This is a genomic window from Pseudomonas qingdaonensis (genome assembly GCF_018398475.1).
Taxonomy (GTDB): domain Bacteria; phylum Pseudomonadota; class Gammaproteobacteria; order Pseudomonadales; family Pseudomonadaceae; genus Aquipseudomonas; species Aquipseudomonas palmensis.
Genome location: NZ_CP074676.1, coordinates 4,154,934 through 4,179,389 on the forward strand (window position 1 = coordinate 4,154,934; position 24,456 = coordinate 4,179,389).

19 protein-coding genes are annotated in these 24,456 nt (G+C 66.5%); 11 read left to right on the forward strand and 8 right to left on the reverse strand.

Annotated features, from left to right (window positions below):
• Positions 1-14 precede the first annotated feature (14 nt).
• The 11 genes from lhgO (at position 15) to KH389_RS18900 (ending at position 15,197) form a co-directional block, all read left to right on the forward strand.
• Complete coding sequence (gene lhgO / locus KH389_RS18850; protein WP_054916212.1) at positions 15-1,208, forward strand: L-2-hydroxyglutarate oxidase; 1,194 nt, start codon at positions 15-17, stop codon at positions 1,206-1,208.
• 69 nt (positions 1,209-1,277) lie between these two features.
• Positions 1,278-2,606 carry an MFS transporter gene (locus KH389_RS18855; RefSeq protein ID WP_043864621.1) on the forward strand — a complete coding sequence of 443 codons (1,329 nt, stop codon included), beginning with the start codon at positions 1,278-1,280 and terminating at the stop codon, positions 2,604-2,606.
• Positions 2,607-2,826: 220 nt separating this feature from the next.
• Positions 2,827-3,786: an AAA family ATPase gene (locus KH389_RS18860; protein WP_043864622.1), complete on the forward strand. Its 960-nt coding sequence runs from the start codon at positions 2,827-2,829 to the stop codon at positions 3,784-3,786.
• A 4-nt stretch (positions 3,787-3,790) separates the two neighbouring features.
• Complete coding sequence (locus KH389_RS18865; protein ID WP_054916213.1) at positions 3,791-4,735, forward strand: DUF58 domain-containing protein; 945 nt, start codon at positions 3,791-3,793, stop codon at positions 4,733-4,735.
• Positions 4,732-5,226 carry a DUF4381 domain-containing protein gene (locus KH389_RS18870; protein ID WP_043864624.1) on the forward strand — a complete coding sequence of 165 codons (495 nt, stop codon included), beginning with the start codon at positions 4,732-4,734 and terminating at the stop codon, positions 5,224-5,226. Before KH389_RS18865 ends, KH389_RS18870 begins: the two co-directional genes overlap by 4 nt.
• The gene (locus KH389_RS18875) at positions 5,219-6,295 is read left to right on the forward strand and encodes a vWA domain-containing protein (RefSeq protein ID WP_054916214.1); all 1,077 of its coding nucleotides are present in this window, start codon (positions 5,219-5,221) and stop codon (positions 6,293-6,295) included. The genes KH389_RS18870 and KH389_RS18875 overlap by 8 nt, the downstream gene beginning before the upstream one ends.
• The gene (locus tag KH389_RS18880) at positions 6,292-8,010 is read left to right on the forward strand and encodes a vWA domain-containing protein (RefSeq protein WP_078479579.1); all 1,719 of its coding nucleotides are present in this window, start codon (positions 6,292-6,294) and stop codon (positions 8,008-8,010) included. Before KH389_RS18875 ends, KH389_RS18880 begins: the two co-directional genes overlap by 4 nt.
• Positions 8,007-9,629 carry a BatD family protein gene (locus KH389_RS18885; protein WP_088514246.1) on the forward strand — a complete coding sequence of 541 codons (1,623 nt, stop codon included), beginning with the start codon at positions 8,007-8,009 and terminating at the stop codon, positions 9,627-9,629. Before KH389_RS18880 ends, KH389_RS18885 begins: the two co-directional genes overlap by 4 nt.
• Positions 9,630-9,721: 92 nt before the next feature.
• Positions 9,722-10,963, forward strand: coding sequence for an exonuclease SbcCD subunit D C-terminal domain-containing protein (locus KH389_RS18890; protein ID WP_078479577.1), 1,242 nt, complete (start codon positions 9,722-9,724; stop codon positions 10,961-10,963).
• Positions 10,960-14,607: an AAA family ATPase gene (locus tag KH389_RS18895; protein WP_213606022.1), complete on the forward strand. Its 3,648-nt coding sequence runs from the start codon at positions 10,960-10,962 to the stop codon at positions 14,605-14,607. Before KH389_RS18890 ends, KH389_RS18895 begins: the two co-directional genes overlap by 4 nt.
• Positions 14,604-15,197, forward strand: a complete 594-nt coding sequence (locus KH389_RS18900) for a glutathione S-transferase (protein WP_058541345.1) — start codon at positions 14,604-14,606, stop codon at positions 15,195-15,197. The genes KH389_RS18895 and KH389_RS18900 overlap by 4 nt, the downstream gene beginning before the upstream one ends.
• A gap of 48 nt (positions 15,198-15,245) precedes the next feature.
• Here the strand turns inward: KH389_RS18900 and KH389_RS18905 are convergent, their stop codons facing one another.
• From KH389_RS18905 to KH389_RS18940, 8 genes are all read right to left on the reverse strand, one after another.
• Positions 15,246-15,425, reverse strand: coding sequence for a hypothetical protein (locus KH389_RS18905; protein WP_043864631.1), 180 nt, complete (start codon positions 15,423-15,425; stop codon positions 15,246-15,248).
• Positions 15,426-15,546: 121 nt separating this feature from the next.
• Positions 15,547-16,665: a lactonase family protein gene (locus tag KH389_RS18910; RefSeq protein ID WP_213606023.1), complete on the reverse strand. Its 1,119-nt coding sequence runs from the start codon at positions 16,663-16,665 to the stop codon at positions 15,547-15,549.
• The gene (locus KH389_RS18915; RefSeq protein ID WP_058541348.1) at positions 16,631-16,921 is read right to left on the reverse strand and encodes a DUF5629 family protein; all 291 of its coding nucleotides are present in this window, start codon (positions 16,919-16,921) and stop codon (positions 16,631-16,633) included. Before KH389_RS18915 ends, KH389_RS18910 begins: the two co-directional genes overlap by 35 nt.
• 132 nt (positions 16,922-17,053) lie before the next feature.
• Positions 17,054-19,450 (reverse strand): efflux RND transporter permease subunit, encoded by a 2,397-nt coding sequence (locus tag KH389_RS18920; protein WP_043864634.1) that lies wholly within the window; start codon positions 19,448-19,450, stop codon positions 17,054-17,056.
• Positions 19,447-20,454, reverse strand: a complete 1,008-nt coding sequence (locus tag KH389_RS18925; protein WP_229590342.1) for a WD40/YVTN/BNR-like repeat-containing protein — start codon at positions 20,452-20,454, stop codon at positions 19,447-19,449. The genes KH389_RS18920 and KH389_RS18925 overlap by 4 nt, the downstream gene beginning before the upstream one ends.
• A 241-nt stretch (positions 20,455-20,695) precedes the next feature.
• Entirely contained in the window at positions 20,696-23,353 is a 2,658-nt protein-coding gene (gene pepN, locus KH389_RS18930) for an aminopeptidase N (RefSeq protein WP_054916680.1), read from the reverse strand.
• Positions 23,354-23,365: 12 nt separating this feature from the next.
• Positions 23,366-24,196: a DUF2797 domain-containing protein gene (locus tag KH389_RS18935; RefSeq protein ID WP_043864637.1), complete on the reverse strand. Its 831-nt coding sequence runs from the start codon at positions 24,194-24,196 to the stop codon at positions 23,366-23,368.
• On the reverse strand, positions 24,193-24,453 hold the full coding sequence (locus KH389_RS18940; RefSeq protein WP_054916681.1) for a YeaC family protein: 261 nt from the start codon (positions 24,451-24,453) through the stop codon (positions 24,193-24,195). Before KH389_RS18940 ends, KH389_RS18935 begins: the two co-directional genes overlap by 4 nt.
• Positions 24,454-24,456: the final 3 nt, after the last annotated feature.

Below are 24,456 nucleotides of genomic sequence, written 5' to 3' on the forward strand. Positions count from 1 at the left end.
AAGGTGACCCCTGCATGATTTACGACTACTGCATCATCGGCGGCGGCATCGTCGGCCTCGCCACCGCCATGGCGCTGCTCAAGCGCCAGCCTGGCGCCTCGCTGGTCATCCTGGAGAAGGAAACCACACTGGCCCGGCACCAGACCGGCCATAACAGCGGGGTCATCCACGCCGGCATCTACTACGCACCCGGCAGCCTCAAGGCCGACCTGTGCAAGCGCGGCGCCCAGGCCACCAAAGACTTCTGCGACACCCACGCCATCAAGTACGAGGTGTGCGGCAAGCTGCTGGTGGCGTCCAACCCGCTCGAGGTGCAACGCATGCAGGCGCTGTACGAGCGCTCGCAGCAGAACGGGCTGAAGGTCGAGCGCCTGGATGCCGCCGAACTGCGCCGTCGTGAGCCGAACATCGTCGGCCTGGGCGGGCTGTTCCTCGATGCCACCGGCATCGTCGACTACAAGCAGGTGTGCCAGGCCATGGCCAAGGTCATCCAGGCCGCCGGCGGCGAGATCTGCCTGGACACCCGCGTGGCGGCGATCGCCGAAAGCGGCGACAGCGTCACCATCAGCAGCGAAGACCGCGTATGGCGCGCCAGGCAGCTGGTCGCCTGCGCCGGCCTGCAGTCGGACCGCCTGGCGGCGCTGGCCGGGGTCAGGATCGACCACCAGATCATCCCGTTTCGCGGCGAATACTTCCGCCTGCCAGCCACCAAGAACCAGATCGTCAATCACCTGATCTACCCGATCCCCGACCCGGAGCTGCCGTTTCTGGGCGTGCACCTCACCCGCATGATCGACGGCAGCGTCACTGTCGGGCCGAATGCGGTGCTGGGCCTGGGCCGCGAGAACTACGGCAAGTTCTCGATCAACTGGCGCGACGTGGCGCAGTACGCCCGCTTCCCCGGGTTCTGGAAAACCCTGTGGAACAACCTCGGCTCGGGCACCACCGAGATGAAGAACTCGCTGTTCAAGCGCGGCTACCTGGAACAGTGCCGCAAATACTGCCCTTCGCTCGAAGTCGACGACCTGCTGCCCTACGAGGCGGGCATCCGCGCCCAGGCGGTGATGCGTGACGGCACCCTGGTGCACGACTTCCTGTTCGCCGAGACCCCGCGCATGGTCCACGTGTGCAACGCACCGTCGCCGGCAGCCACCTCGGCCATCCCGATCGGCGAAATGATCGCCGACCGCCTGCTCACACCACGCTGATCCGCATTGCTGCACGGGCGCCCGCCGCCCGCTTGAAAATAACTACAAAGACCAACAAGGAATCTCTCGATGTCGGTACATGAAGCGGTCACCACCGCAACCGAAACCCCGGAACAGAACAGGAAGCGCCTGCGCAAGGTCGCGGCGGCCACCATCTTCGGCTCGATGCTGGAGTGGTACGACTTCTACCTGTACGCCACCATGGCGGCCATCGTGTTCTCGAAGATCTTCTTCGACGCCAGCAACCCTCAGGTTGCCTCGCTGCTGGCCTTCTCCACCTTTGCCATCGGCTTTATCGCCCGCCCGTTCGGCGGCGTGCTGTTCGGCTACCTGGGCGACCGCTTCGGGCGCAAGCAGGTACTGGTGGTGACCTTCTGCATGATGGGCCTGTGCACCACCCTGATCGGCCTGATCCCCAGCTACGCCAGCATTGGCATCTGGGCGCCGATCATCCTGGTGCTGGTGCGCATCATCCAGGGCCTGGGCGCGGGCGCCGAGCTGTCCGCCGCGGCCGTGACCAGCTACGAACATGCCAGCGAAGGCAAGCGCGGCAGTCAGGGTGCCTGGCCTGCGCTGGGGCTCAACCTGGGCCTGCTGCTGTCGTCGCTGACCGTGTACCTGCTGACCATGAACGGCAACGACTTCCTGCTCTCGGGCGGCTGGCGCATCCCGTTCATCTGCAGCATCGTGCTGGTGGGCGTGGGCTTCTGGGTACGCCGCAGCATTCCGGAAACCCCGCAGTTCGCCGAACTCGAGCAGGCGCCGAAAAAAGCCAAGGTGTCGCCGCTCAAGGCGCTGTTCAAGAACGACCTCAAGGGCCTGGCCGTGGTGTTCTTCGTGGCCATCGGCTACAACGCCCTGAGCTACATCTTCAAGACCTTCTCGCTGGCCTACCTGACCCAGTTCAAGGGTGTGGAGGCCCACGTGACCTCGCTGTCGGTGACCATTGCCAGCCTGGTGGCGATCGTGGCGGTGCCATGCTTCGGCTGGTTGTGCGACAAATGGAGCAGCAAGGCCGTGCTGATCATGGGCGGTCTGTTCTCGGTACTGTTCGCGTACCCGTTCATGGCCCTGCTCAACACCGCCGAGCCGCTGATGATCTACATCGCCATCGCCATTGGTACCGGCCTGCTGGCGCCGATGATGTTCGCCCCGCAGGGTTCGTTCCTCAGCCGCCAGTTCCCCACGGCCACGCGCTCATCGGGCTTTGGCACCGGGCGCGAGATCGGCACCGCGGTGGCCGGTGGCCTGGCGCCACTGGGCGGCCTGGCACTGGTGGCCAGCTCGCCGACCCATTCGACCGACGGCGTGGTGGCGATCCTGGCGATTGCCGCAGTGTTCGTGGTGGTGTTCGCCCTGTGTGACCAGGGGCGCAAGCACTCCAGCTTCAAGAACTGACTCGCCTGGCTAATCATCGCGGGTCAAGCCCGCTCCCACAAGAACAGCGCCGACCTTGTGGGAGCGGGCTTGACCCGCGATGGCGGCACCGATGATTTGTGATCTGCGCTCAAATTTACCCACCCACCATTAGTCGCCGCACCCCCGGATGGATTAAAGTATCAGCCCCTGCCCGGGCGTTGTTGCCCTCCCCCCGGGCGCACGCCCAGGAACCGTCCCGATGGAACATCGTGAAGCGCTCATCGCGCTGCGCACCTTTCTCTCCACCCAGATTCTTGGCCAGGAAAAACTGGTCGAGCGCCTGCTCATCGTGCTGCTCGCCGATGGTCATATGCTGGTGGAGGGTGCGCCGGGCCTGGCCAAGACCAAGGCCATCAAGGAACTCGCCGAAGGCGTCGAGGCGCAGTTCCACCGCATCCAGTTCACCCCCGACCTGCTGCCCGCCGACATCACCGGCACCGAAATCTATCGCCCTGAAACCGGCAGCTTCGTGTTCCAGCAGGGTCCGATCTTCCACAACCTGGTGCTGGCCGACGAAATCAACCGCGCCCCGGCCAAGGTCCAGTCGGCCCTGCTCGAGGCCATGGCCGAGCGCCAGGTCAGCGTGGGGCGCAGCACCTACGAGCTGTCGCCCCTGTTCCTGGTGATGGCCACGCAGAACCCCATCGAGCAGGAAGGCACCTACCCGCTGCCCGAAGCCCAGCTCGACCGTTTCCTGATGCACGTGAAAATCGGCTTTCCCGATGCCGCCGTGGAGCGGCGCATTCTGCAGCAGGCGCGCGGCGAGGCGCTCAACGGCGAAACCAAGCCCGAACGCCGGGTCAGCCAGCAGGCGATCTTCGCCGCACGCAAGGAGATCCTCGGCCTGTACATGGCCGACGCAGTGGAGGAGTACCTGGTGCAACTGGTGATGGCCACCCGCACCGGTGCCAAGTACGACGCCGAACTCGGGGACTGGATCGCCTACGGCGCCAGCCCGCGCGGCTCCATTGCCCTGGACCGCTGCGCACGCGCCCACGCCTGGCTGGCCGGACGCGACTTCGTGAGCCCCGAAGACATCCAGGCGGTGCTGTTCGACGTGCTGCGCCACCGCATCATTCTTTCGTTCGAGGCCGAAGCGGCCGGTATCGACCAGGACCGGGTGATCCAGCGCATCCTCGACGTCGTCGCCGTGGCCTGAAGCCATGCCTCTTTCAGCGCAGGCCGAGCCCGGCATCCGCATCGGCCTTTCCGAGCTGATCGAGATGCGTCATCGCGTGCGCGAGGTGCAGCTGTTCTCCGCCCCCGGGCAACGCAGCCCGCTGGTGGGCCTGCATCACTCGCGCCTGCGCGGGCGCGGCGTGGACTTCGACCAGGTGCGCGTTTACCAGGCCGGCGACGATGTGCGCAACATCGACTGGCGAGTCACCGCCCGCACCCAGGAACCCCACACCAAGCTGTTCCACGAAGAGCGCGAGCGGCCTATCTTCATTTTGGTCGAACAGAGCCGACGCCTGTTCTTCGGCTCCGGGCTGATGTTCAAGTCGGTACTTGCCGCCCAGGCCGCCGCCCTGATCGGCTGGGCCGCGCTGGGCCACAACGACCGCATCGGCGGCCTGGTGTTCGGCGACAACGAGCACTATGAAATCAAGCCACGGCGCAGCAAGCAGAGCCTGCTGCAACTGCTCAACCGCCTGGCGCGGGTCAACCAGTCGCTGCACACCGAGGCCCAGCCCCAGGGCGACAACCTCAACATCGCCCTGCGCCGCGCCCGCGAAGTGCTGCGCCCGGGCAGCCTGGCCATCGTGATCTGCGACGAACGCGCGCTCACCCCCGGGGTGGAGCAACAGATGAGCCTGCTGGCGCGACACTGCGACCTGCTGCTGCTGCCGGTGTCCGACCCACTCGACCACGCCCTGCCCGCCGCCGGCTTGTTGCGCTTTGCCCAGCGCGGCGCACAGCTGGAGCTCGATACCCTGGATGCCAACCTGCGCAAGAGCTATCGCCAGCAGAGCGAGGCACGCATCGAACGCTGGGAACTGCTGGCCCAGAAACTGCGCGTGGTGCTGATGCCCTTGAGCACCCAGAGCGAAATGATCGAGCAACTGCGCGAATACCTCGACCCGCAACGCTCGGGTAAAAGCCGATGAACCCACTGGACGCACTGCAACCGCTGATCGCCCCCGCCCCCATCGGCGCGTGGCCGCCCGCGCCGGGCTGGTGGGTGCTGCTGGCATTGCTGCCCGTGCTCGCCTGGGGCCTGTGGCGGCTGCGTCACTGGCGCCCGCGCAAGGCTCCGCTGCCACGCGCCGAACAACCGCTGGAACCGATCCGCATCGCCGCCCTGGCAGAGCTGGCGGCGCTGCCCAAGCCCTACGACGGCGCACCGGCCGGTGCCTGGCTGCAGCAGATCAACGCCCTGCTCAAACGCCTGTGCCGCAACCACTACCCCGACAGCCACAGTCACACCCTCAACGGGCGCAAGTGGTTGGCGTTTCTCGACAACCGCTGCCCGGCCGCCGGCCTGACCCGCTGGATGGTACTGGTGGAAGGCGCCTACAAGCCCGAGTGCCGGCTTGACGACAAGGCCATCGCCGGGCTCAACCAGGCGGTCGACACCTGGATTCGCAAACATGTTTGAACTGGCCTGGCCGTGGGTCTTCGCGCTGTTGCCGCTGCCGTGGCTGGCCCGTCTGCTGCTGCCGGCCGCCGACAGCGGCGAACCGGTGCTCAAGGTGAGCTTTCTGGACGAACTCGAAGGCCTGGCCGGGCGTCGCGCGCGGCTCAACCTGCCGACCTGGCGCCAGCAGGCGCCGTTCGTGCTGGTGTGGCTGCTGTTGCTGTGCGCCGCCGCGCGCCCACAATGGCTGGGCGAGCCGCTGCCGGTGGCCGCCAGTGGGCGCGACCTGCTGGTGGCGGTGGATGTATCCGGCTCGATGGACTTCCCCGACATGCGCTGGGACGACGAGGACGTCAGCCGCCTGACCCTGGTCAAGCAACTGATGGGCGACTTTCTGCAAGCGCGTGAAGGCGACCGCGTGGGGCTCATCCTGTTCGGCAGCCAGGCCTACCTGCAGGCCCCGCTGACGTTCGACCGACGAACCGTGCGCAGCTTTCTCGACGAGGCGCAGATCGGTATCGCCGGCAAGAACACCGCCATTGGCGATGCCATCGGCCTGGCGGTCAAGCGCCTGCGCATGCGCCCTGCGCAAAGCCGCGTGCTGATTCTGCTGACCGATGGCGCCAACAACGGCGGGCAGATCCATCCGCTGACCGCCGCGCGCCTGGCCGCCCAGGAAAGCATCAGGATCTACACCATCGGCATCGGCGCCGACCCGGACGAAACCGGCACCGCCGGCATGCTCGGGCTCAACCCGAGCCTGGACCTGGACGAAGCCTCGCTCAGGGAGATCGCCGAGGTCACCCACGGCGCCTACTTCCGCGCCCGCGACGGCAACGAACTCAACGCCATCGGCCAGACCCTCGACCGCCTCGAGCCGGTAGCCCAGCAACCGACCCAGGCGCGTACCGCGCATGCCCTGTACAGCTGGCCGCTGGCCCTGGCGCTGGGCCTGAGCGTACTGCTGGTGGTGCGCGATCGCTGGCCCGACAACCTGCTGCAACGCCTGCTGCGCCGGCCGCACTTTCTGCAGCCGCACCCCGAATGGCGCGAGCGCCTCAAGCGCCTGCGCCTGCGGAGGCGTCGATGATCGAGCTCTGGCCCCAATGGTTGCGCCCGGCCTGGCTGTTGCTGCTGCCGCTGCTCGGCTGGCTGCTGTGGAAGCTGTGGCACCGACAAAAGCGCGCCGGACGCTGGCAGATGATCCTGCCCGCGGCGTTCCATGCCGTGCTGCTGGGCGGCGGCAATGGCCGCGACAGCAAGCTGCCGTGGATCGCCCTGGGCCTGGCCTGGCTGCTGGCCGTGCTGGCCCTGGTCGGCCCCAGCTGGGAGCGCCTGGAAGAGACCCGCCAGCGCGCCGCCGACCCGCTGGTGGTCATGCTCGAACTGACCCCGCAGATGCTCGCCGACGACACCCCGCCCAACCGCCTGCAGCAGGCCAGGCGCAAGCTGCTCGACCTGCTCGAACACCGCCGCGACAGCCAGACCGCGATCATCGTGTATGCCGGCAGCGCACACACCCTGGTGCCGCTGTCCGACGACCTGGCCACCAGCCGCAACCTGCTCGACGCCCTGGACCCCGCCATCATGCCGCAACCTGGTCAGCGCGCCGACCTGGCGGTACGCAAGGCGCTGGCACTGCTGGCCCAGGGCGCGCTGGGCCAGGGGCGCCTGCTGCTGATCGGCTCCTCGCTCAGCCCGCAGGAACGTCAGGGCATCACCCAGGCACTGGGGCGTCATGGTCCCAAGCTGCTGATGCTGGGCGTGGGCACCCCCGAAGGCGCGCCGGTCAGGCAGACCAACGGCGAATACCTCAAGGACGTGGACGGGGCAATCCTGGTTCCGCGCCTGGACAGCGCCGAGCTCAAGGCCTTCATCAACAGTACCGGCGGGCGTTACCGCAAGGCGCGCATCGACGACCTCGACCTGCGCGGCCTGGGCCTGTTCGACAATCCCCAGGCGCTGCGCGCCGACGGCCAGACCCTGCAACTGGACAGCTGGGCCGACCAGGGCTACTGGCTGCTGATCCCGCTACTGCTGCTGGCCGCGTGCGCTGGCCGGCGTGGCTGGCTGTTCTGCCTGCCGCTGCTGCTCGGCCTGCTGCCGCAACCGAGCTACGCCTTCACCTTCAACGACCTGTGGCTGCGTCCCGACCAGCAGGGCCAGCGCCTGCTCGAACAGCAGCGTCCGGCCGAGGCCGCCCGCCACTTCGAAGACCCTCAATGGAAAGGCATGGCGCTGTACCAGGCTGGCGACTATGCTGGCGCCGCCCGTGAATTCGCACGGGCCAGCAGCGCCAGCGCCCATTACAATCGCGGCAATGCCCTGGCCCGCAGCGGCGAACTGGAGGCGGCCGTGGATGCCTGGGAGCAGGCCCTGGAGCTGGAGCCCGAGCTGGAAGCGGCCCAGGCCAACAAGGATCTGGTCGAGCAACTGCTGCGCCGCCAGCCCGAACAGCCCCAGCAACCGCCGGCCACCGAAGACCCGCCTCAGGGCCGGCCCGACCTGCCGACCGATTCGGCCAGCAACGGCCAGCAATCGAACAGCAGCGACAGCAGCCAGGGCGATGCCAAGGCCGGCGCCGGCGAAGACACCGCCACCGCGCCAGAGCACGCGCACAACGCCAGCGAGCCGCCGGACGAAGACACCACCCGGCCACCGCAGCGCCCCGTCGACAGCAGCCTGGATGCCGAGCAGCGCCAGGCCCTGGAACAATGGCTGCGCCAGATCCCGGACAACCCGTCCGAGCTGTTGCGCCGCAAGTTCTGGTACGAACAGCAACTGCATCAGGAAAGCCCCAAATGATCCGCGTCTGCGCCCTGGTTTTCAGCTTCTTGTTCGCCCTGCAGGTGCAGGCGGCGACGCTGCTCGCCAGCGTCGACCGCAGCCGCCTGATCGCGGGCGAAACCCTGGAGCTGACCCTGGAAATCGAAGACGTGACCCAGTTCGGCAAGCCCGACCTGACCCCGCTGCAGGCCGACTTCGAAGTGCGCGACACGCGCCAGGTCAACAGCCTCAAGAGCCTCGACGGCCAGACCCAGGCCAATACCCGCTGGATCATCACCCTGCGCCCGCGCCAGAGCGGCACGGTCCAGGTGCCGGTGCTGCACCTGGGCGAGGCGCAGAGCCAGCCGGTGACGTTGCAGGTACTGCCGGCCGAGGCGGCCAGCGACATCAGCCAGGCGCCGGTGAGCATCGATGCCAGCCTGGACGCAGACAGCGTGTACGTGCAGGCCCAGGCCGTACTGACCCTGCGCATCTACCACTCGGTGTCGCTTTACGATGACAGCAGCCTCAGCCCGCTGGTGATCGCCAATGCCCGGGTCGAACCGCTGGGCGAGTCGCGCACCTATGAAAAACTGATCAACGGCGTGCGCTTTGGCGTGATCGAGATGCGCTACGCGATCTTCCCCCAGCAAAGCGGCGCACTGAGCATACCCGCCCTGACCTTCAGCGCCACCAGCGCCGACGAGCCGGCCCAGGGCGACAGCGGCGCGGCACGTGGCAAGCAGGTACGGGTCAGTTCCACGCCGCTGCCCTTGCAGGTGCTGCCGATACCGGCCGAGTACCCCGCCGACCAGCCGTGGCTGCCGGCACGCAGCCTGAGCCTTGAGGAACGCTGGAGCCCGGACCCGGCGCAGACCCCGACCCAGATCGGCGACTCGCTGACGCGCAGCGTGATCCTCAGCGCCGACGGGCTGTCCAGTGCGCAACTGCCACCGCTGCCCGCCACCGAAGTCAACGGCCTGCGCCGTTACCCGGATCAGCCGCAACTGCGTGAAGAGGTCAGCGAACGCGGGCTGGTAGGCCTGCGCGAGGAACGCGAGGCGCTGGTGCCGACCCACAGTGGCGCACTGGAACTGCCGAGCCTCGAGGTGGTGTGGTGGAACACCCGCGAACAGCACGTGGAGCGCACCAGCCTGCCGGCGCGCGGGTTGAAGATCGAAGACAACCCCGCCCTCACGGCAGACACCCCGGCCAGCGTCGTCAACCTCGAGAACCGGCCGCTATGGCCGTGGCAACTGAGCACGCTGCTGCTGGCCCTGACCACCCTGCTCGGCTTCGCCCTGTGGTGGCGCGCACGCTCGCAGCCGGCGGTAATGCGTGCGGCGCAGAGCGGGCCGAGCCCGCGCACCCTGCTCGACGACCTCAAGCGTGCCTGTCAGGCCAACGACCCGCAGGCCACCCGCCAGGCGCTGGATGCCTGGGCCCGCCAGCAGCCCGAGACCCTGGCCGAGATGGCGGCGCGCTTCGTGCCGCTGTCGGATGCGCTGGACGGGCTCAACGGCGCGCTGTACAGCGAGAGCGGGCAATACTGGCAGGGCGATGAACTGTGGCGGGCGATCGGCACCATTCCCGCAGCCGAGCAGGCGCAGCCGAGCGCCGCCGAGAACGGCAGCCTGCCGCCGCTCTATCCCAAATAACGCGGCGCCTGCGCAGGGGCTATCGCAGCCCCCAAAACCTGCCACCCGCGTTACCATAGCCGGCTACCGGCTCGACCTTCACGGGACTTCCAATGCGTCTGTTTCACACCTCCGACTGGCACCTGGGGCAAACCCTGCATGGCCAGGAGCGCGACTTCGAACATGCCTGCTTTCTCGACTGGCTGCTCGGCCAGCTCAAGCTGCGCCAGCCTGACGCGCTGCTGATTGCCGGCGACATCTTCGACACCGTCAACCCGCCGGTCAAAGCCCAGGAGCGCCTCTACGACTTCATCGTCCAGGCCCACGAACAGCAGCCCAGGCTGAACATCGTGATGATCGCCGGCAACCACGACTCCGGCTCGCGCATCGAATTGCCCGCACCGCTGATGCGCCGTCTCAGGACCTACGCCCTGGGTCGCGTGCACTGGCTCGACGACGGCCAGCTCGACAGCGAGCGCCTGCTGGTGCCGCTGACCAACGCCAAGGGCAAGGTGACCGCCTGGTGCCTGGCCCTGCCCTTCCTGCGCCCGGCCGAAGTCACCGGCGCGCACCTGGGTGACGACTACCTGCGCGGCATCGGCCAGGTGCACGAATGGCTGATCGAGGCCGCCCTCAAGCAACGCAAGCCTGGCCAGGCGCTGATCGCCGTGAGCCACGCACACATGGCCGGCGGCTCGGTATCGGAAGACTCCGAGCGCAGCCTGATCATCGGCAATGCCGAGGCCCTGCCCGCCAGCCTGTTCGGCAGCCAGATCAGCTACGTTGCCCTGGGCCACCTGCACAAGCCGCAGAAGGTCAACCGCGAAGACCGCATCCGCTACAGCGGCTCGCCGATTCCGCTGTCGTTCTCCGAAATCGGCTATCAGCACCAGATCCTCGAAGTCGAACTCGACGGCGCCACCCTGACCAGTGTCGAACCACGCCTGATACCGCGTGCCGTGCCCCTGCAACGCCTGGGCCCGGCGCCGCTGGTGGAGATTCTCGAACAACTCGGGCAACTGCCCCAGGTCGACCTGCTCGACGACCCGCAGCGCCAGCCCTGGCTGGAGGTGCGGGTGCGCCTGGACGAACCGCAGCCCGACCTGCGCCAGCAGCTCGAAGCCTGCCTGCAAGGCAAGGCCGTGCGCCTGGTACGCATCGCCGCCGAATACGCCGGCACCGGCGCCAGCGACGGCGAGGATGACACCCGCCTGATCGAGCTGGGCCAGCTCAGCCCCCACGACCTGTTCAGCCGTGCCTGGGAACAGGCCTACGGCACCAGCGTCGACGAACAGACCCTGGCCGACTTCGCCCTGCTGTTGCAGGACGTGCAGCAGGAGGAGGAACAGCCATGAAGATTCTTGCCATTCGCCTGAAGAACCTCGCCTCCCTGGCCGGCCCGTTCGAGATCGACTTCACCTGCGAGCCGCTGGCCAGCGCCGGCCTGTTCGCCATCACCGGGCCGACCGGGGCCGGCAAGAGCACCCTGCTCGACGCCTTGTGCCTGGCGCTGTTCGGCGCGGTGCCGCGGCTGAACAACATCGGCCGCGAGACCAAGCTGCCCGAGGTCGACAGCGAAATACTCACCAGCGACCCGCGCACCCTGCTGCGCCGCGGCACCGGCAGCGGCTTTGCCGAAGTCGACTTCGTCGGCATCGACGGGCGCCATTACCGCGCGCGCTGGGAAGCCAACCGCGCCCGTGACAAACCCACCGGCAAGTTGCAGGGCAGCCGCCAGAGCCTGCACGACCTGGACAGCAACCAGTTGCTGAGCAACCAGAGCAAGCGCGAATACGAGCAGATGATCGAGGCCCGCCTGGGCCTGAACTTCGAACAGTTCACCCGCGCCGTGATGCTGGCGCAGAGCGAATTCAGCGCGTTCCTCAAGGCCGACGACAAGGAACGCAGCGAACTGCTCGAAAAGCTCACCAACACCGCCATCTACAGCCAGCTGGGCCGGCGCGCCTACAGCAAGAGCAAGGAGGCCGAAGAGGCGCACAAGGCGCTCACCGACCAGGCCCAGGGCGTGATGCCGATGGCCGACGAGGCACGCGCCGAGCTCGACCAGCGCCTCGCCGAGGCGCAGCGCCAGCTCAAGGCCGAACAGGCCCGCCTGCGCCTGCTCGAACAGCAGCGCAGCTGGTTCGCCGAACTCAAGCAGCTGCAGGACCAGCAGGCCGCCGCCAGCGAGCAGTTGCACAGCGCGCAGCAGCAGTGGGCGCAGTTGCAGGGCGAACGCCTGAACCTGAGCCGCCTCGAACAACTCGCCCCGCAGCGCCATCAGTTCGCCCGCCAGCGGGAACTGGCCAGCCAGCTCAGCCCACTGGCAGCGAGCATCCAGCAGCAACGCCAGCAGCAGGCCGAGTTGCAGCAACGCCTACAGCAGCTTGAACAGGCGCAGCAAGCCGCCGGTGAGCACCTGGCCACGGCCCTGGCCCGGCAGACCGAGTGCGCGCCGCTGCTGCGCCAGGCCTTCGCCGAGCAGCAGACGCTGGCGCGCCTGGAGCAGGAGCTTGACCAGCGCAACGTTCAATGCCAGCACGCCGAACAAGCCAGTCGCCAAGGCCAGCAGCAGATCCAGGCGCTGATCGAGCGCCAGCAGCTCACCCACCAGCGCCTGGCCCAGGTCGACGAGCAGTTGAGCCAGAGCGCTCACCTGGCCAGCATCGGTGATGCCTGGAACGCCTACCGCGCCCAGTTGCAGCAACTGATGCTGGTCGGCAACCGCCTCAGCCAGGGCCGCGAGGAGCTGCCCGGCCTGCAGCAGCGCGCCGATGAGTGCGCACGCCAGTTGCAGGCACACCGTGAAAGCCTGGCCCTGCTCTACCACGAGGCCGGCGCCGAGCCCGAGGCGCTGGCCGAACAGATCGACCTGCTCGGCACCCTGCTGCAGGACAACCGCAAGCAGCAGCGCGCCGTCGAAGAGCTGTCCCGCCTGTGGGCCAGCCAGCAGGAGCTGACGCAACGCGCCCAGGCCCTGCGCGAGCGCCAGCAGGCAGCCCAGCAACAGCGTGAAGGCCTGATCGCCGAAGGCCTGCAGGGCAAGACCGAGCTGACCGCCGCCGAACAGGCCCTGCAGGTCACCCGCCAGGTGCTCGAACGTCAGCGCCTGGCCCGCAGCGCCAGCGTCGAGGAACTGCGCGCGCAGTTGCAGGACGACCAGCCCTGCCCGGTGTGTGGCAGCCAGGAGCACCCCTATCACCAGCCCGAAGCCCTGCTGCAAAGCCTCGGCCGGCACGACCAGACTGAAGAGGCCGGCGCCCTGCAGGCGGTGGAGGCGCTCAAGCTCAAGCTCGACGAACTGCGCAGCACCCTGGGCGGCGTGAATGGCCAGATCAAGGAGTACCTGCACCAGCAGGAACAACTGGCCGTCCAGCAGCAGGCACTGGCTCCTGGCCTGGAGGCGCACGCGCTGTATGCGCAACTCTCGGCACAGGATGTGGGCGAGCGCTCGGCCTGGCTGGAGCATCAGCTACGCCGCCTGAACGACGACATCGCCCGCGACGAGCAACGCCTCGCTACCCTGCTGACCCTGCAGAAAGACGCCGCCCGTGTGCAGCAGCAGGTGCAGGCGAGCGTCGAGGCGAACCAGCAGGCCGCGCAGCACCTCAGCCAGCAACAGCATGCGCTGCAGGCCGACGACGAACACCTGGAGCAGGCGCTGGCCGGCTTCGCCACGCTGCTGCCAGGCGACATTCTCGACGCCTTGCGCCAGGAGCCCGCCGCGACCTTCCTGCAACTGGACCAGCAACTGGCCCAGCGCCTGGAGCTGCTGGACCGGCAAAAGGACGAGCAGCAGGAGCACGCCGAGCGTCAACAGCAGCTTGAAAAGACCCAGGTGCAGCAACAGGCGCTCGAACTCAGCCATCAGGCCGTGCAGCAGCAGGTCGATGCACTGCGCACCCAGCAGCAACAGGCCCGCGACGCCCTGACCGCGCTGATTGGCGAGCATGCCGGTGCCGAGCATTGGCAGCAGCACCTGGAACAGCAGGTGGAGGCAGCGCGCAGCGCGCAGGCAACGACCGGCCAGCAGTTGCAGCAGGCCCAGGCCCAGGCCATCGAGCGGGCTGCCGAACTCAAGGCAGACGAACAGCGTCTGGGCGCCCTGGAGCAGGAAAACCAGCAGCTCGACCACGCCATCGGGCAATGGCGCCAGGGTCACCCGGAACTCGACGATGCCGGGCTGGACCAACTGCTGGCGGTGGATGACGAGCAGGTCAGTCAACTGCGCCAGCGCCTGCAACAGGCAGAAAAAGCCATCGAGCAGGCCGGCGTGCTCGTCGCAGAGCGCGAACAGCGCCTGCAGCAGCATCAGGCCCAGGCCAGCGGCGAGGTACCCGCCGAGCAGCTGGAGCAGGCGCTGAGCGAGCTGCAGCAACACCTGGTGATCAGCGAACAGCAGTGCGCCGAACTGCGCGCCGAGCAGGCCGACGACCAGCGCCGGCAACTGGCCAACCAGGCCCTGGCCGAGCGCATCGCCCAGGCCTATGCCCAATGGCAGCGCTGGGCACGCCTGAACGCGCTGATCGGCTCGGCCACCGGCGACGTGTTCCGCAAGATCGCCCAGGGCTACAACCTCGATCTGTTGGTGCACCACGCCAACGCCCAGTTGCGCCAGCTGGCGCGGCGCTACCGGCTCAAGCGTGGCGGCAGCGCGCTGGGGCTGCTGGTACTGGATACCGAGATGGGCGACGAACTGCGTTCGGTGCACTCGCTGTCCGGCGGCGAGACCTTCCTGGTGTCGCTGGCGCTGGCGCTGGGCCTGGCCTCGATGGCCTCGAGCACCTTGCGCATCGAGTCGCTGTTCATCGACGAAGGCTTCGGCAGCCTCGACCCGGAGTCGCTGCAACTGGCCATGGACGCGCTGGACGGCCTGCAGGCCCAGGGCCGCAAGGTGGCGGTGATCTCCCACGTGCAGGAAATGCATGAGCGGATCCCGGTGCAGATCCAGGTGCGGCGCCAGGGCAATGGGTTGAGCACGGTGGAGGTCAGCGGATGATCCTGTATTCGTTCCGCCGCTGCCCCTACGCGATGCGTGCGCGCATGGCCTTGCGCTACGCCGGTTGCCCGGTGCAGATCTGCGAAGTGAGCCTGAAGGCCAAGCCGGCCGACATGCTGGCGCTGTCGCCCAAGGGCACGGTGCCGGTGTTGAGCGTGGACGGTGAGGTACTGGAGGAAAGCCTGCAGATCATGCACTGGGCGCTGGCCCGGCATGATCCGCAAAACTGGGCGCTGCGGGACGACCCGAACGCAGCGCAGCAGGCCACGCAACTGATCGAGCGCAATGACACGCTGTTCAAGCAGCAGCTCAATCACTACAAGTATGCCGAGCGTTACCCGGAGCAGTCGCGCGAGACGTATCGTGCGCTGGCCGAGGCGGTACTGCTGGACCTGGAACAGCGCCTCGAGCGGCAGGCCTACCTGGTGGCGGCGCACCCGAGCATTGCGGATGTGGCGCTGATGCCATTCGTTCGCCAGTTTGCCGGGGTCGAGCCTGACTGGTTTGCCACAGCGCCCTACCCGCGCTTGCGCTTGTGGTTGCAGGGGTGGCTGGAGTCGGCGCTGTTCAAGGCGATCATGGCACGCTGACCAGCGAAGGGGCCGGTACTGACGCTACAAGGTCAGCACCGGAAACGATCAGTGCTGGACCTTGTGATCCAGCGCCGCATAGAAATTCGCGCTTTGCTGCAGGTACTTCTGGGTGTAGCTCGGGGTGGAGGATTTTTTCTCGCGGATCTCGACCTGGGCGCCGGCAGGCAGCACCACGGAGGCAGAAATGGCCGAGGCCGCGATAACCGAAAAAAGATTGAAGTTCATGGCAATGCCCTCGAAAGCGTCAGGTTGAAGTGGCCGGTTGGGCCGTGGTTCAAACCTACGCCGCTGCCGGCGCACTGAAAAATTCATTGCGCCAGTAGCGAATATCAAGGCGATTGATAGTTCAGTCGACGAACTTGAGGTCCGAAGGCGATTGCAGTGCCAGCGTCTGCACCACCTCGCCCAGCAGGCCGGTCTGCGCATCGCGCCGGATCACCACGATCTGGTTGCTCTGCTGGTTGCCGACCAGCACGTAGCCCCCGGTCGGGTCCAGGGTGAACTCGCGCGGGTGATCACCCTCCACCGAACGGCGCTGCACCTGGCGCAGGCTGCCATCCTGACGGTCGATGGCGAACACGATCAGTTCGTTGCGGGTGCCGCGGTTGCTCACGTACACGAAGCGCCCGTCGGCGGACACATGCACCGCGCTGGCCGCCTTGGCCGCGGCATCGGCCTGTTCGGTCAACGGCAGGATCTGGCGCTGGCTCAGGGTGCCGTCTTGGTAGTCGAACACCACCAGCTGTGCACTCATTTCCAGGGTCAGGTAGGCATGCTTGCCGTTTGGACCGAACGCCAGGTGACGCGGCCCGCTGCCCGGCGGCAGGACGACCGGGGTTGCCGCGCCCAGTGGCCGGGTCGGGGTCTGGGGCTGGTAGCGGTAGCCGATCACCTGGTCGGCGCCAAGGTCGCTGGCAAACAGGTATCGCCCGTCCGGGGACGGCACCACCGAATGCACATGCGGCCCGGCCTGGCGCTCGGGGTTCACCCCGCTGGCCACATGGCGCACCTGCTGCACCGACGCCGACAAACGGCCATCGGCAGCGACCGGCAACACGCTGAGGCTGCCGCCCGGCTCAGACTTGACGCCGTAGTTGGCCACGAACAGATAACGCCCATCCAGGCTCAGGCTCGAGTGGGTCGGTTCGTCACCGTCGCTGGACACCTGGCTCGACAGGCTCAGTTCACCGCTGTCATGCGCCCGGGCAAAGCTGCTGACCTGGCCCTGGCCGTCACCGTTCTCGTTGACCGCGAACACGTTGCGCCGGTCCGGCGACAGCGTCAGCCAGGACGGGTTGCTGCTTCTGAGCACTTGCAGGGGCGTGGGGTCGAGCTGGCCGCGCTGGCTGTCGAAGCGGTAGCGGTAGATCCCGTCATGGGTGCCCACCAGCAGTTCATGGCCGTGGGCGTTGAGCGTCAGTGCCATGGCACTAGCGGTCAGCAGGGACATCAGCTGGCGTTTCATCGTCGTCCTCTTCAGAAGCGCGCAAGGCACTCATGCAGACTAGTTGATGCTCGCCCGTGTCGTCGCTGAGCTGCCAGTGCTCGCCGGCAAGCGTCGCGTTGCCGATCTGCTCGGGGCTGAACTGCCATTTCTTCAACGCACGGCCGTCCATCAATTCGATGCGCAGGCCCGTATCGTCGAAGGTGAAGTCGAATGCGTGCAGGCCATCGATCAACAGCATGTCGCAGGATTCAAGGGCTTGGGCAAGGGTGGTCATGGGGGGGTATCCCTGATTAAACACGCATGATACCCCAACCTTAAAAGCATCGCGGGTCAAGCCCGCTCCCACAAGGACCGCGGTAGTCATTGTGGGAGCGGGCTTGACCCGCGATGAAAACGACGCAGTGTGTCAGTGCGCGAAAATCGACTTGCTCTGGGTGCCCGCCATCTTCTCCGGCTTGATCAGGAAGCGTGCCAGCGCCGGCAACAGCCACAGCGCGCCGAACATGTTCCACAGCAGCATGAAGGTCAGCATCAGGCCCATGTCGGCCTGGAACTTGATGGCCGAGAAAATCCAGGTGCACACCCCGATCGCCAGGCACAACCCGGTGAACAGCACCGCCTTGCCGGTGGAGCGCAGCGTCTGGTAGTAGGCCTCCTGCAACGGCAGGCCGGCGCGCAGGAAGCTCTCCAGGCGGCTGTAGATGTAGATCCCGTAGTCCACGCCGATGCCCACGCCCAGCGCCACCACCGGCAAGGTCGCGACCTTGACGCCGATGCCCATGAACGCCATCAGCGCGTTGCCCAGCACCGAGGTCAGCACCAGCGGCAGCACGATGCACAGGGTGGCAGCAAACGAGCGGAAGGTGATCATGCACATCACCGCCACGCACAGGTACACCAGGATCAGGATGGTCAGCTCGGCCGACCGGATCACCTCGTTGGTGGCCGCCTCGATCCCTGCGTTGCCCGCCGCCAGCAGGAACTCCAGGCCCTCCTGGTCATGCTCGGCAGCGAATGCCTTGACCGCATCCACCACGCGGTCGAGGGTCTCGGCCTTGTGGTCGTTGAGGAACACCAGCACCGGCGCCAGCGAACAGTCGGCGTTGTACAGGCCCTCGGCACGCGACACCGAGGTGTTGAGGATGTCCGGGTTGCGCGACAGGCTTTCCCATTTCAGGTTGCCCTCGTTCATGCCCTTGATCATCTGCTTGGACACGGTCACCAGCGAGATCGCCGACTGCACCCCGGGGGTGTTCTCCATCTTCCACATCAGCTCGTCGACCGGCGCCATGGTCTTGTACACCGAGCAGCCTTCGGTCGGGGTCTTGACCATCACCACCAGCACGTCGGAGCTGGTGGAGTAGTTGTCGATGATGAAGGCGTTGTCCTTGTTGTAGCGCGAATCCGGACGCAGCTCCGGCGCACCCTGGTCGAGGTCGCCGATCTTCAGGTTCTGGCTGTACCACAGGCCGCCACCGAACATCGCCAGCGCCAGCAGCACCGACACCGGCGCCACCTTGGGGCTGGCGAAGCTGGACAGCAGGCGCCAGAACGGATGCTCGCGGGTCGCATCCTTCTTGCTGCGTTCGATGGCCTTCTTGCTGATGCCCACATAGGAGATCGCCACCGGCAGCAGGATCAGGTTGGTGAACACGATCACCGCCACGCCGATCGAGGCACCGATGGCCAGTTCACGGATGACCCCGATGTCGATGATCAGCAAGGTGATGAAGCCCACCGCATCGGCCAGGATGGCGATCATGCCCGGCAGGAACAGCTGGCGGAAGGTACGCCGCGCCGCAGTCAGCGCGTTCTCGGCCTCGCTGGACTGCAAGGCGATGCCGTTGATCTTCTGCACCCCGTGGGAGATACCGATGGCGAAGATCAGGAACGGCACCAGCATCGAATACGGGTCGAGCCCGAAGCCCACCGCGTGCATCAGCCCCAGTTGCCACACCACCGCCACCAGGGTGGTGATGAGCACGGCAATGGTGCTGCGGATGCACCAGGTGAACCAGTACAGCAGCACCCAGGTGATCACCAGGGCGATGCCGAAGAACATCACCACCATCATCAGGCCGTCGATCAGGTCGCCGACCTTCTTGGCAAAGCCCACGATGTGGATCTTGACGTTGGGGTTCTGCGCCTCGAACTTGTTGCGGATCAGGTCTTCGAGCTGGTGCGAGAACGCCTGGTAGTCGAGCTTGATCTGGCGCCCCGGGTCGTTGGGGTCGGGGTAGGATTCGAGCAGCGGCACATCGACGATGCTCGACTTGAAGTTGTTGGCCACCAGCCGGCCGACCTGACCGGACTTGAGCACGTTGTTGCGCAGTTGCTCCAGGCTGTCGGGCGAACCGTCGTAGGTCTGCGGGATCACCTCGCCACCGGCGAAGCCCTCCTCGGTCACCTCGGTCCAGCGCACGCTGGGGCTCCACAGCGACTTGAGCGCCGAACGATCGACGCCAGGAATGTAGAACACCTCGTCGTGGATCTGGCGCAGTGTCTCCATGTACGCCTTGCTGAAGATGTCACCGTCCTTGGCCTCCACCGAGATCCGCACGGTGTTGCCCAGGTTGGCCAGGTCGTTGCGGTGCTCGATCATGTTCTGGATGAACGGATGCTCCAGCGGAATCATCTTCTCGAAGCTGGTGGACGGGCGAATCAGCATGGCCTGCCAGAACAGGAACAGGCTCACCAGCACACAGATGCCGATCACCGCCGGGCGGTTGTTGAATATCAGGCGCTCGAGCAGGCTCGCCTTGTCCTGGTTGTGCTGCATGTTGAACGACTCCTGACTGCTCATGGTTGCGCCCTCGCGGCGCCGGTGGCGGTAGCCAGGCGTGCCCCGCCCTGGCCGACCAGGATCAGCTGCCCATCGGCCTGGCCGCTCACGCCCGAAAGGGCGATACGGTCGGGCCGGTTGAACACGCTGAAGCTCTGGCCGTCATCGGTGCTGCGCAACACGCTGCCGCCGTTGCCCACCAGCACCAGGCTGCCGTCTTCGAGTAGCGTAGCGCTTGCCAGGCCGAATTCGAGCGCACCGCGCTCGCCCTGGAGCGCGATGGCCTGCCAGGTGCTGCCGAAATCGCTGGAACGGTACAGGTTGCCGCGCAGGCCGTAGACCAGCAAGGTATCGGCGCGGGCGGTACCGATCGCTCCGAACAGCGAGCCCTCGTAGGGGCCGTCGAGGTGTTCCCAGGTCTGCCCGGCATCGCGGGAGCGGAACATGCTGCCCTGCTCGCCCACGATGAACAGGCCCGCGTCCTTCACGGCAGCGATGCCGTTGAGGTGATACTGATCGGGGTTGTCGAGGCGCTCTGCGACGTCCTGCCAGTGCGCGCCGCCGTCGGTGGTTTCGAACAGGCTGCCATAGGCCCCCACGGCCAGCCCGTGCCGGGTGTCCTGGAACCAGACATCCAGCAGCGGGGATTCGCGGGACGGGTCTTCGAACTGTTTGCTCCAGGTGGCGCCGCCGTCGCTGCTGGCGAGGATCTGCGCATCATGGCCCACTGCCCAGCCGTGCTTGGCATCGGCGAAGTACACGGCAGTGAGCAGTTGGCGGCTGGGGACGCGGGCCTGGGTCCAGCTCTGGCCCTGGTCGTCGGAGAAGAGGATATGCCCGCGTTCGCCCACCGCCACCAGGCGTGGCCCGGCCTTGGCGATGTCGATCAGCAGGCTGTGGGAGGCCTTGTTCGAGGTCTGTGAATACACCGTCTGCGGTGTCGGGCCGTCATCGGCAGCCCCGGCGGTTGCGGCGAACAGCCCCAGGCCCAGGCTCAGCAAGACGCTGGCCGTGAATACATTCATAGTCCTCTCCCACATTATTGTTATTCGGTGCTACTGGCGGGGCTGGAAGCGGCAATCTAGAGCCCCGCGAATGCTGGCCTCAAGCTAGCAGGCTTTGGAAATGGATGACAACGTACAACGCGTTATGTTTTGTTAAGCGCGGCCTCTGGATCGTGGATGTCGCGTTGTCCGCCCGCACCTTCATCATAAAAAAGGGGGCTGCCCCGAAAAGGCCAGCCCCCTGTTCAACCTGCCCTCAACCTCAGGCCAGGCTCTTGCTCACCACCTCGAACACATCGCTGGACAGCCCGCCCGAGCCGCGGATGCGCTCCAGCTCGGCCTTCATCAGCGCCTGGCGCGCGGCATCGTACTTGCGCCAGCGGGTCAGCGGCGCCAGCTGGCGCGAGGCGATCTGCGGGTTGAAGCCGTTCAGTTCGATCACCAGGTCCGCCAGGAAGCGATAACCCGAGCCATCGGCCGCATGGAAGTTGACCAGGTTCTGCCCGGCGAACGCACCGATCAACGCGCGCACCTTGTTCGGGTTCTTCAGGGTGAACGCCGGGTGCTCCATCAACGCCCGCACTCGCGCCAGGCCGCCCGGCAACGGGCTGCCCGCCTGCACGCTGAACCACTGGTCCATCACCAGCGGGTTGTCCTTGAAGTGCTCGGCAAAACTTTGCAGTGCCCTGGCGCGCTCGTCCTGGAACGGCGAATTGACCAGCACGGCCAGTGCGGTCAGGCGTTCGGTCATGTTGTCGCACGCCTCGAACTGCTCGAGCGTCGCCTCCAGCACCTGCGCCCGGCCCGTGAGCATCAGGTACGACAGCGCGATGTTCTGCAGGCTGCGCCGGGCAAAGTGCTCGGCCTCGGCCACATAGGCGGTTTCGCGCGAGACCGCACGGTTGGCCTGGTAGCGCGCCCACAGCCCGTCGAACAGTTGCTCGGCCAGTTGCTGGCGGGCAAAGTCGCGGGCCGCGTGAATCGCGTCCACATCGGCCACTTCGCTGATTTCGGTGAGGTAGGCCTCACTCGGCAGCGAGAGCATTTCGGCGACCATGGCCTGGTCGAGTGCCTCGTTGGCCAGCACGCTGCCCAGGGCAGTGACCAGGCGCTGATCGAGCACCAGGGCTTCACCGCGCTGATGCTGCGCGATCAGTTCCTGCAAGACCTGAACCGACAGTTGCTGGCCGGCTTCCCAGCGATTGAAGCCATCGCTGTCGTGCTGCATCAGGAACATGAGTTGGTCGCGGTCGTACGGGAAGCTCAGCTTGACCGGCGCACTGAAGCCGCGCAGCAGCGACGGCAACGGCCTGGCGGCCACGTCGACGAAGGTGAATGTCTGCTCGGCCTCGGTCACCGACAGCACCCGCGTGGTCGCGCCCGCCTGCGTTTCGCCTTGCAGGCGCAGGGCAATGTCGTTGCCCTGGGCATCGAGCAGGCCCAGTTCGACCGGGATCACGAATGGCTGCTTCTCGACCTTGTCCGGGGTTGCCGGGCAGCTCTGGCTGAAGGTCAGGCTGTAGGTCTGGGCAGCGGCGTCGTACGCCTCGCTGACGTTCAGGCGCGGCGTACCAGCCTGGCTGTACCAGCGCTTGAACTGGGTCAGGTCGACGCCGTTGGCGTCTTCCATGGCCTTGATGAAGTCGTCGCAGGTCACGGCCTGGCCGTCATGGCGTTCGAAGTACAGGTCGCTGCCCTTGCGAAAGCCCTCGGCACCCAGCAGCGTGTGCACCATGCGCACCACTTCCGAGCCCTTCTCGTACACGGTCAGGGTGTAGAAGTTGGAAATCTCGATGAAGCTGTCCGGGCGCACGGCGTGGGCCATGGGGCCGGCGTCTTCGGCGAACTGGTGGGTACGCAGGTAGGCCACGTCCTCGATGCGCTTGACCGTGCGCGAGTTCATGTCGGCGCTGAACTCGGAATCGCGGAACACCGTGAAGCCTTCCTTGAGCGACAGCTGGAACCAGTCGCGGCAGGTCACGCGGTTGCCCGACCAGTTGTGGAAGTACTCGTGGGCCACCACCGCCTCGACCCGCTGGTGCGCGGCATCGGTGGCGGTCTCGGCACGCGCCAGCACGCAGCTGGAGTTGAAGATGTTGAGGCCCTTGTTCTCCATGGCGCCCATGTTGAAGTCGTTGACCGCCACGATCATGAAGATGTCCAGGTCGTATTCGCGGCCATACACCTCTTCGTCCCAGCGCATGGACTTCTTCAGGCTGACCATGGCGTGCTGGCACTTGTCGATGTTCTCCGGCTCGACATAGATGCGCAGGGTCACGTCGCGCCCCGACTGGCGGGTGAAGGTGTCTTCGACGCACCACAGGTCGCCGGCCACCAGTGCGAACAGGTAGGCCGGTTTCTTGAACGGGTCTTCCCAGGTGGCCCAGTGCCGACCGTCCTGCTGCGGCCCGCTGCCGATGGGGTTGCCGTTGGACAGCAGGACCGGGTAGCGATGCTGCTCGGCGATCACCGTGGTGGTGAAGGTGCTCATCACGTCCGGGCGGTCGAGGTAGTAGGTGATCTTGCGAAAGCCCTCGGCCTCGCACTGGGTGCAGAACATGCCGCCGGACTTGTACAGGCCCTCGAGCGCGGTGTTGGTCTCGGGGTGGATCTTCACGCTGGTGTCCAGGGTGAAGCGCTCGGCAGTGGGCTGCAGGGTAAGGTGGCTGTCGTCGAGCTGGTAGTCGTCAGCGCCCAGCGGCTGGTCGTCCAGCGCCACGCTGAGCAGTTCCAACTGCTGGCCGTCGAGCACCAGCGCCGGCAGGCCGGCACCGCGCGCCGGGTTGCGGCGCATGACCAGCTGCGCGTGGACCAGGCTGTGGTCCTCGAACAGTTCGAAGGTCAGGTGCGTCTCGTCGATCAGGTACTCGGGTGCCTGATAGTCCTTGAGGTAGATCACTTGCGGCTGTTCGGTACGCATGTGGCGGTCCTTTTACTGATGCACGGCCAGCTGGTAGGCCGTGTACTTGCGAATATTGATCACGCCGGTATCGAAAATCAGGTACTGGCCCTTGATCCCCAGCAGGGTGCCTTCGGCGACAGGGTTCTTGTCCAGGTTGAAGCTCACGATCTTGCTCGGGTACGCCTCTACCGGGTAGCTGATTTCAATCGGCTCGACGTCGGTCAGCGGCTGGATCGCCTGCAGGCCGAAGCGGTCCTGCAGGCCCTTGAAACCTTCACTGCAGCTGTCGAACAACTGCTCGCGCACGGCCACCAGGTCGACCGCCTCGGCGTTGCCCTTGAGCAGTGCGCGCCAGTTGGTGCGGTCGGCCACCTGGCTGCGGAACAGGTCCTCGACCAGCCCGGACTGCTGCCGGGTGGCCACCCGCACGATCGGCAGGGCCTGGCTGGCGCCCTGGTCGAGCCAGCGCGTGGGCAGCTGGGTGGCGCGGGTGATGCCGACCTTGATACCCGACGAGTTGGCCAGGTACACCACGTGGTCGGTCATGCAGAACTGCTCGCCCCAGGCCGGGTCACGGCAGGTGCCGTGCTCGTAGTGGCAGCGCTCGGGGCTCATGATGCAGGTGTCGCATTGCGCCAGCCTGGTCATGCACGGGTAGCAGTAACCCTGGCTGAAGCTGGTCTTGGTCTTGCGCCCGCAGTGAGTACAGTGGATCGCGCCCAGGTATTCGAGACGCACGGTCTTGCCCAGCAGGGGGTTGACCGGCACTTCGACGTCGCCCAGGCGAAACGCGTATTGCACGACCGGCTGCTCGAGGCGCGCCGTCATCTTGCTGATGGAACCACGGCCGAGTTCGATCAATGGATCGCGTCCGACTTGAACAGGATGTTGGGCACCGGCGCGGACTTGGAGGCGCATTCCTGCGGGCCCATGTAGCCGGTACGCTGGTCTTCGGGCAGGTTCTGCATCTCCCAGGCGATCACGGCCTGCAACGACAGCTCCTTCTGCTCGGCGGTGAGCTTGCGCCCGTCGGACCATTTGCCGATTTCCACGGCCAGTTTCAGGCTGGCGTAGATCTCCGGGGTGATGTTTTCGATCATTTGCGCAAAAGTGGACATAGC